This is a genomic window from Nostoc sp. NMS8 (assembly GCF_017115045.1).
Taxonomy (GTDB): Bacteria; Cyanobacteriota; Cyanobacteriia; order Cyanobacteriales; family Nostocaceae; genus Nostoc.
The window spans coordinates 38,734-44,733 of the sequence record NZ_JABXKK010000103.1; the positions used below are offsets into that span (position 1 = coordinate 38,734).

Here is a 6,000-nt window from a genome sequence, read left to right on the forward strand (position 1 = left end):
GCGATCGCATTGCTGTGACGGGCGGCGATCGCTTTTGCTATGCAGCCGTTAAACAGGCTTGATTTTCAGCATCAATTGCTGAAGACTTTCGGCCTTGACTTAGTGCGCTACTCTTACTGCTGTTAGGGTTTTCAGAAGAGGCAGAAGTATCTGAATCTTGGGTGTAATCAATTAAATCGAACGGAGTAATCTGCCTATCTAAATCGTGCGCTAGACGATTTAGTGCGTTACAGAGATTATTTAGGGAATGACCATCCAAGCGTGGCATTGTTTTGGCTTTCCGTAAATTTGATACTGAATTAGCACTGAGATTTAACTCATTGGCAAGATCACCCGCCTTGATGTCATATCTTGCCATTACCTCTTTTAGTTTCCACTTAATCAAAGTCTGATTCACAAAAATCAACACCTTAAATGTACTCCGCTACCTAACACTAGTACAAATGTTAGCAGTTAGACTTTGAAATATACAAAAATAATAAATATATTTACAAATTAAACTTATAAAAATACAAGTTTACCTCTTGACATCAGGCTGTATTCCAAGTTAGACTTGTAATTAACAAGGAGGAAAAAGTGTTATGCCTCTTCAATAAATAAAGAAGCACTAAAAACTACAGAACTTTGACAGCACAATCCAAAGTGACCGCTTGATGAGTAACCGAGGCACTGGCGCAACCAGAGAAGGCGATGGGTACACAGCCGGGAAATGGATTTGCACTGAATAAGAAATTACCAGCAGGACGGCAGTTGAAGCGTTTGAAGCCGTACACGTCGCCTGATACGCTGTATCTCCTGTTTTGGTATCACTCAAGTGCCACTGGCTTTGAGTCACAAATATATGGCTACGCCAAATCTATTTGAGAGCGTTGTGCTGAACCACAACGTTCTTTGCACACATAACAAAGGCGACCGCCCACCCTGGAAAGTTTGCGATCGCCTTTTACCCAAATAAATTGGAGATTTTTATTATGACGTATGCAACACATACACAGCAAGCAATTCCTAGTTCTTCTGTTGATGAGCAAGCCCTAGCCCAAGCAGAACTATACACCCACCTCGAATCCCAAGCCGAAGCTGTAGCCCCAACCCAAGATCCTCTCACCAGCAGAGATCGCCGCATCATTGGTGAGATTATCGAAGTCGAACCCGAAACAGTTCGCACCATCTGGATTGAAGGCGGAATCACCGTATGGGTGCAATTCTTTGATGGTGGACGACTACCCTTCGATAGGGACTGGTTTGCTACAAGAGTTGCAGAAGTCAAAGCGACTCTCCCAGAAACACCTCTGGAGCGCAACGAGCGATTGAGCGATGAACTGGAGGAAGCTTGCACTGCTTTTGGTCTGTACCACGGTCAGATTGACTGGCTTTCGTTCAGCACCAAACTCTACCGAGACGGGCATTTGGTTGGCCTCATCGGGTGCAATCACCAAGGTTGGTACGCAAGACCGAGACAGTACGGGGTAAATCGGGTTGCTGGAAGTGCAAAAGATGTGATTGCGTCGTTGGGAGTCCGAACGGCAGTAGCGGCGTAAGTTGCTGTTGTGAGAAAGGGCGATTGCTTCCCAAGACAAAAGCAATCGCCTTCAAAGCTCAATCGCTGCTTTAAAAATAACAATCATGACATAAAGTACAGCAAGTAACTTCTTACTTCAAGTAGATGACTGCCACGAGAAAATTTTCCTATCTGCTACAGATGCGAATGCAGATGTGTAAGGAATCCTTAGTACTGCAAGTAAGAAAAGCGATTGCTGCCCCAAGACAAAAGCAATCGCCTCTACAACGAAATTTATGACAATTTAAATCGTCATGGCATATTGCAATATGATTAGCCTATTTTCTCTTCAAGCAGCCCAGTTGCATGATCCAATAGAGAAAATTCTCCTACCTCCAACCGACCCCAACGCAGAGGTCATCAATATTCCCGGCTACAAACTGGTCTATGTTAACGGAGCTTGCCCCAGAAATTATCGAGTGTACAAAGGTGATTCTATGTTGGGAGTAATTTTTCAACACATTACCCACTGGTCTAACAGAGTTGATTCCCTTCAATACGCCGAGCCGATTGATGCAGCAGTTGGGCTTGATGAATTTTTGAAGGTGGTGAGGATATCAACAACGGCTACGGAACAACCACATACAGAAGAGGAATTACTTGATAAAGAGTTTGATTCACTGACTTCTGAAGAATGGGAGCGATTGAAGAAATATGTGCCAACGCCAGAAACTAGGGATTTGGTAGCAGCTTAAGGAAAAAGGTGGATCTTGACAGCCCACCTCCTCAATAAAACTATTTAGCTTCATAAATAATACCAATGGAAACCACAGAAATACTGAACCAGTTCAATTCGTGCTACCAGAAAATTCAGGCGATCGCTCAAGATGAAACTTGGCTTTTGTTGATTGCGGATAAAAAGATTGACCCAGAAGCAGCAACACACTTGGGTGATGTTCTGCACTATTTGAGTGAGGCAATGGGTTGTGTGGAAGAAGTCGTTGAAGTCAAGTTTAATCAGGAGACTTTCTGATACACAACTTTGATAAAAAAGCTTTGGAGTTTCAAGGAAGTATGAAATTTGAACTGAATCAAATTATTGAGATAATGGATTGGTAATAATTCAAACCACCGAAATCTTTGAAGGTAAAACCGTACTACGGACTCATATTTTTCATGAATCTGGAGAGAGTATCACCAGCACTTATCCTTTACCTGAAATTAGTGACTCTCAAAAGTTTAGTGCAGCTTTGACCTATGCACGGCGATATGCGGTCTGTGCAATTTTATCGGTGACTGCTGATGAAGATAATGATGCTGAAGGTGCAACTCCTCAAAAGCCTGAACAACCACACAATAACATTAGACCTCGAAAAGACAATCAACAGTATAGAGTCCAGTCACCAAAACAAGCTGTAACTCCATCATCAATCAGCCCAAAAGATTTGCGAGTTAAAGAAGTTCGCACACTTTTAAATTATCCGCTCGATTTGGTGAAAGAGTGGCTGCGTTTTCAGAGTGTTAGTAGTCCCAGTGAGCTTGATTCTGTCCAGATTGACGAACTAGTGAAAACTATGTGTTTGGCTTGGGCTGGTAATAAATTTAGGAATCCAAATCATGCTGCTAATTCATATCAGAAACACGTAGTTGATGCAGTATTACGAGGTGTTTCTGAGATGGGATCAATTCAAGCATGGATGGAAGGAGCGCTTGCACAAATGCCTGAACTGAATTGAAGTAAACATTTCTTCTCATAATATCAATAGGAAAAATATCATGCCGAGAAAATCCACTCACCCCACCCCTACTGACCAGTCCTCACTATGCCTTCAGTACCTCCGCCGTTGCGGTGGCAGCGCTCGATTATGCACTATCAATTTTAGTCTGGAGGTGATTCAAACGTTAGTCAATCGTAAGTTGGTGAAAGTGACAAATACTCGTGCAGGTTTTTTTGTGGAGTTAGACGAAGCGAAATGAAAATCCATAAAATGACTCATCAATCGTCTTTGCCTTCAAACACTCGTAACAAATTAGTTCTTCGTCGGACTCGAAAAAGATTTAGCCCCAAAGTATTCATTGATCGCACCATAGAAACAACTGCAATTATCTCTCTGCTAATTACTGGATTCTCTGGAGTAGGGGCAATAGCTTGCTGGGGAATGGAGATTATTGAGACGAATGCTAACTCCAACATCATCATCTCTGGTTGGCAGCAGCAGAAAAACATTTGCTTGGGTGCAATGTTGGTTAGTTGTTCAGCTTTTTTGGGTACTGCCTTGGTTGGAGCAAGTTTTAGTGTTCAACGAGATAAATTTTAGGGAGATAAACAGCAATGAAAGAGTACAAAACCAAGCATGGCGGCTACAAAATCGAGACTACTGAATCATCAGATGGCAGTGTAGATGTTCATGTGGGAAAAACAGGACTGCTAAAAACAACTTGGGCTACTCCTACGACTCAAACATTTGACAATCATACCCAAGCTGTTAGCCACGCCAAGAACGCTATTGATAACGGCGAGATCGATTCAGTTTTTCAAGGTTAAAACACTAATGGAAATTAAGCTAACTACACCAGAGATTCGGGCTATATTGCAGGGTTGTCAACATACATTGCGGCTTGTTGGCAGTAGCCGAGATTATCGTAACATTCAGTCATCGCAGTATTTCTCTACTACTAATGATGTGGTGTTAAACGATGCTGTCAACATTTTGTTTGAGTTAGTTGAAGCAATTGATGGCGTAGAGCAGATGTCCCAGAAAGGAGAATTTTGAAATGGAGCAAGAAATAAAAAATGCAGTCGGCTTGGGTAGCCCAGAACTGGTAATCGAGTCAAAACCAAAACCAGAGCCGGAATCAAAACCAACAGTAACGATTTATGATTTTGCCGCTCTGTTATCTAAACACGAACCACCCAAAAAGCAGCAATAAATATGAAACGACCAGTTTTCATCTCTTGTATTAGTGCAGCAGCAGCAACAATTAAACTCCAGAATTCATGAGTTAGAGCAGCAACATCAAGACTATGTGCATCAGCAACAGAATTTGATTAGTGCCATTGCTGAAATCTGTGTTTCTCCGATGCAGGAAATAGAGGCGCTGCAGATTCTGATATATCGGGGAGAGGGGGAGTGCCGACGGGAGAGAGCGATCGGTGTTGGTCAAACAAAGTCAGGCTTCAAAAATGACTACAGAACAAATCAAAAAACCCACTTCAAATAAAACAACTAAAAACCGGGATTTTCTGCAAAATTCAAAAAAATGAATTTTCTTTCTTATAGAGGCGCAGAATCCGTCAGGGCAAGGGATTAAGCAGACCATGAGACAGTTATTTTAACGGGATTACTAGAGTGCAGAGCCTCATCTAAATCATCCGCGTGTCCCAAAAGCTTAATGCTACTTTGTTTGAGATCGAGCCTCACTTATGGTCTGCTTGCTTTTTACCGAAGGTACAAAAATTGTGCCTTCGGTATCACTGCATCAAAACGCATCAGATGAAAGATTTTATAAGTAATTGCATTATGTCAAACAAACATTTATTGAAGGTGAAACGGATTCATCCTAAAGAATTTAAATTGAAGCACGGATTATCGGTATCCGAGATTCATGAACTAAGCGATTATCCACCAGAAACTCTTAAGCACTGGTTGGCTGACGAGCATAGTAGTCGTTACCAACAACCAAAAGAATCTGTCTTAAATCATTTTGGTTTATTAGATTTATATTTAAGCGCTTTTTAAATCCAAAAAGGTCACACAGACACTACCCGCTTCGACATAGTTTTTTTATTATAAAAGAGCAAGGTCAATAGATAGTCAATAGTTGTTTGTCATGGACATCAATATTGATACAGATATTGACAATGGTCTTGATACAGAGATTGATACGGAGCTTGACACAGATATTGACTATCTTTTTGAGACTATTGACACGGATTTGACTAAGTTCATGAAGTCACAATGGAGAGAACAACTTTTTCATCAAAAACCAAGCCAATCGGGAGTCAATTTCTTGCTTTTACCGATGTCAAAAGCCAAAGCAACTAAAATTTTAGGCATCTGCCCCCGTACATTAGAACGGTGGACAGAAGTAGCCCAACTTGTTCCAGAGTATAGATTAATACTTTTAAGAATGAAAGCTTTTGCTCAAGAAAAGAGACTACGTGCGCCATTAATGACAACGTACCAAGTATGGGTAGTAGGAAAGATTGGCGAATTGTTTTCTGACATTGTTCAAGGCATTGATAAAAAGCCCCTTGTTGAGGCCATTATTGAAGCTAACAAAGGTGAATATACTCGCAGCAACTTTGAACAAGAACAACTTAGATTCACATCGCATGGTTTAGGAGAGATACATCATGTCGAATAGTACATTTACTCGCGCAGAATTGTTTGAATTATTAAGTGCTAGTTATAGCCCACAACAAATTATTGCTGGATTAGAACAGCTTGCCGCTTCAGACTCAACAGTTGATCCAAATGCAGAAGAATTTCCTGTAGAAA

Annotated in this window: 14 protein-coding genes; 13 read left to right on the top strand and 1 reads right to left on the bottom strand. The window is 41.3% G+C overall.

Annotation, left to right across the window (positions count from 1 at the left end; genetic code table 11):
- Positions 1-37: 37 nt before the first annotated feature.
- Positions 38-397, bottom strand: a complete 360-nt coding sequence (locus tag HWQ39_RS26470; RefSeq protein ID WP_223278596.1) for a helix-turn-helix transcriptional regulator — start codon at positions 395-397, stop codon at positions 38-40.
- A 293-nt stretch (positions 398-690) separates the two neighbouring features.
- Between HWQ39_RS26470 and HWQ39_RS26475 the strand changes: the two genes are divergently transcribed.
- The 13 genes from HWQ39_RS26475 (at position 691) to HWQ39_RS26535 (ending at position 5,866) form a co-directional block, all read left to right on the top strand.
- Complete coding sequence (locus HWQ39_RS26475) at positions 691-864, top strand: hypothetical protein (protein ID WP_292851820.1); 174 nt, start codon at positions 691-693, stop codon at positions 862-864.
- A gap of 107 nt (positions 865-971) precedes the next feature.
- On the top strand, positions 972-1,538 hold the full coding sequence (locus HWQ39_RS26480) for a hypothetical protein (protein WP_292851823.1): 567 nt from the start codon (positions 972-974) through the stop codon (positions 1,536-1,538).
- Between the two features lie 289 nt (positions 1,539-1,827).
- Complete coding sequence (locus HWQ39_RS26485) at positions 1,828-2,253, top strand: hypothetical protein (protein ID WP_292851826.1); 426 nt, start codon at positions 1,828-1,830, stop codon at positions 2,251-2,253.
- 65 nt (positions 2,254-2,318) lie between these two features.
- A complete protein-coding gene (locus tag HWQ39_RS26490; RefSeq protein ID WP_292851829.1) occupies positions 2,319-2,531 on the top strand; it encodes a hypothetical protein in 213 nt (70 codons plus the stop codon).
- A gap of 79 nt (positions 2,532-2,610) precedes the next feature.
- The gene (locus HWQ39_RS26495) at positions 2,611-3,234 is read left to right on the top strand and encodes an ERF family protein (RefSeq protein ID WP_292851832.1); all 624 of its coding nucleotides are present in this window, start codon (positions 2,611-2,613) and stop codon (positions 3,232-3,234) included.
- A 40-nt stretch (positions 3,235-3,274) separates the two neighbouring features.
- Positions 3,275-3,475 carry a hypothetical protein gene (locus HWQ39_RS26500; RefSeq protein WP_292851835.1) on the top strand — a complete coding sequence of 67 codons (201 nt, stop codon included), beginning with the start codon at positions 3,275-3,277 and terminating at the stop codon, positions 3,473-3,475.
- A gap of 11 nt (positions 3,476-3,486) precedes the next feature.
- Positions 3,487-3,816, top strand: coding sequence for a hypothetical protein (locus HWQ39_RS26505; RefSeq protein WP_292851838.1), 330 nt, complete (start codon positions 3,487-3,489; stop codon positions 3,814-3,816).
- A 14-nt stretch (positions 3,817-3,830) separates the two neighbouring features.
- Complete coding sequence (locus tag HWQ39_RS26510) at positions 3,831-4,043, top strand: hypothetical protein (protein WP_292851841.1); 213 nt, start codon at positions 3,831-3,833, stop codon at positions 4,041-4,043.
- A 7-nt stretch (positions 4,044-4,050) separates the two neighbouring features.
- Entirely contained in the window at positions 4,051-4,272 is a 222-nt protein-coding gene (locus tag HWQ39_RS26515; protein WP_292851843.1) for a hypothetical protein, read from the top strand.
- 1 nt (position 4,273) lies between these two features.
- Positions 4,274-4,429, top strand: coding sequence for a hypothetical protein (locus HWQ39_RS26520; RefSeq protein WP_292851846.1), 156 nt, complete (start codon positions 4,274-4,276; stop codon positions 4,427-4,429).
- A gap of 33 nt (positions 4,430-4,462) precedes the next feature.
- Positions 4,463-4,720, top strand: a complete 258-nt coding sequence (locus HWQ39_RS26525) for a hypothetical protein (RefSeq protein ID WP_292851849.1) — start codon at positions 4,463-4,465, stop codon at positions 4,718-4,720.
- A 299-nt stretch (positions 4,721-5,019) separates the two neighbouring features.
- On the top strand, positions 5,020-5,238 hold the full coding sequence (locus tag HWQ39_RS26530; RefSeq protein WP_100903457.1) for a hypothetical protein: 219 nt from the start codon (positions 5,020-5,022) through the stop codon (positions 5,236-5,238).
- A 91-nt stretch (positions 5,239-5,329) separates the two neighbouring features.
- Positions 5,330-5,866 (top strand): hypothetical protein, encoded by a 537-nt coding sequence (locus HWQ39_RS26535; protein ID WP_292851854.1) that lies wholly within the window; start codon positions 5,330-5,332, stop codon positions 5,864-5,866.
- Positions 5,867-6,000 lie beyond the last annotated feature (134 nt).

Coding starts and splice junctions, on each gene's coding strand:
- HWQ39_RS26475 (WP_292851820.1), top strand. CDS start 691: ATGGGTACACAGCCGGGAAATGGATTTGCACTGAATAAGAAATTACCA.
- HWQ39_RS26480 (WP_292851823.1), top strand. CDS start 972: ATGACGTATGCAACACATACACAGCAAGCAATTCCTAGTTCTTCTGTT.
- HWQ39_RS26485 (WP_292851826.1), top strand. CDS start 1,828: ATGATTAGCCTATTTTCTCTTCAAGCAGCCCAGTTGCATGATCCAATA.
- HWQ39_RS26490 (WP_292851829.1), top strand. CDS start 2,319: ATGGAAACCACAGAAATACTGAACCAGTTCAATTCGTGCTACCAGAAA.
- HWQ39_RS26500 (WP_292851835.1), top strand. CDS start 3,275: ATGCCGAGAAAATCCACTCACCCCACCCCTACTGACCAGTCCTCACTA.
- HWQ39_RS26505 (WP_292851838.1), top strand. CDS start 3,487: ATGACTCATCAATCGTCTTTGCCTTCAAACACTCGTAACAAATTAGTT.
- HWQ39_RS26510 (WP_292851841.1), top strand. CDS start 3,831: ATGAAAGAGTACAAAACCAAGCATGGCGGCTACAAAATCGAGACTACT.
- HWQ39_RS26515 (WP_292851843.1), top strand. CDS start 4,051: ATGGAAATTAAGCTAACTACACCAGAGATTCGGGCTATATTGCAGGGT.
- HWQ39_RS26520 (WP_292851846.1), top strand. CDS start 4,274: ATGGAGCAAGAAATAAAAAATGCAGTCGGCTTGGGTAGCCCAGAACTG.
- HWQ39_RS26530 (WP_100903457.1), top strand. CDS start 5,020: ATGTCAAACAAACATTTATTGAAGGTGAAACGGATTCATCCTAAAGAA.
- HWQ39_RS26535 (WP_292851854.1), top strand. CDS start 5,330: ATGGACATCAATATTGATACAGATATTGACAATGGTCTTGATACAGAG.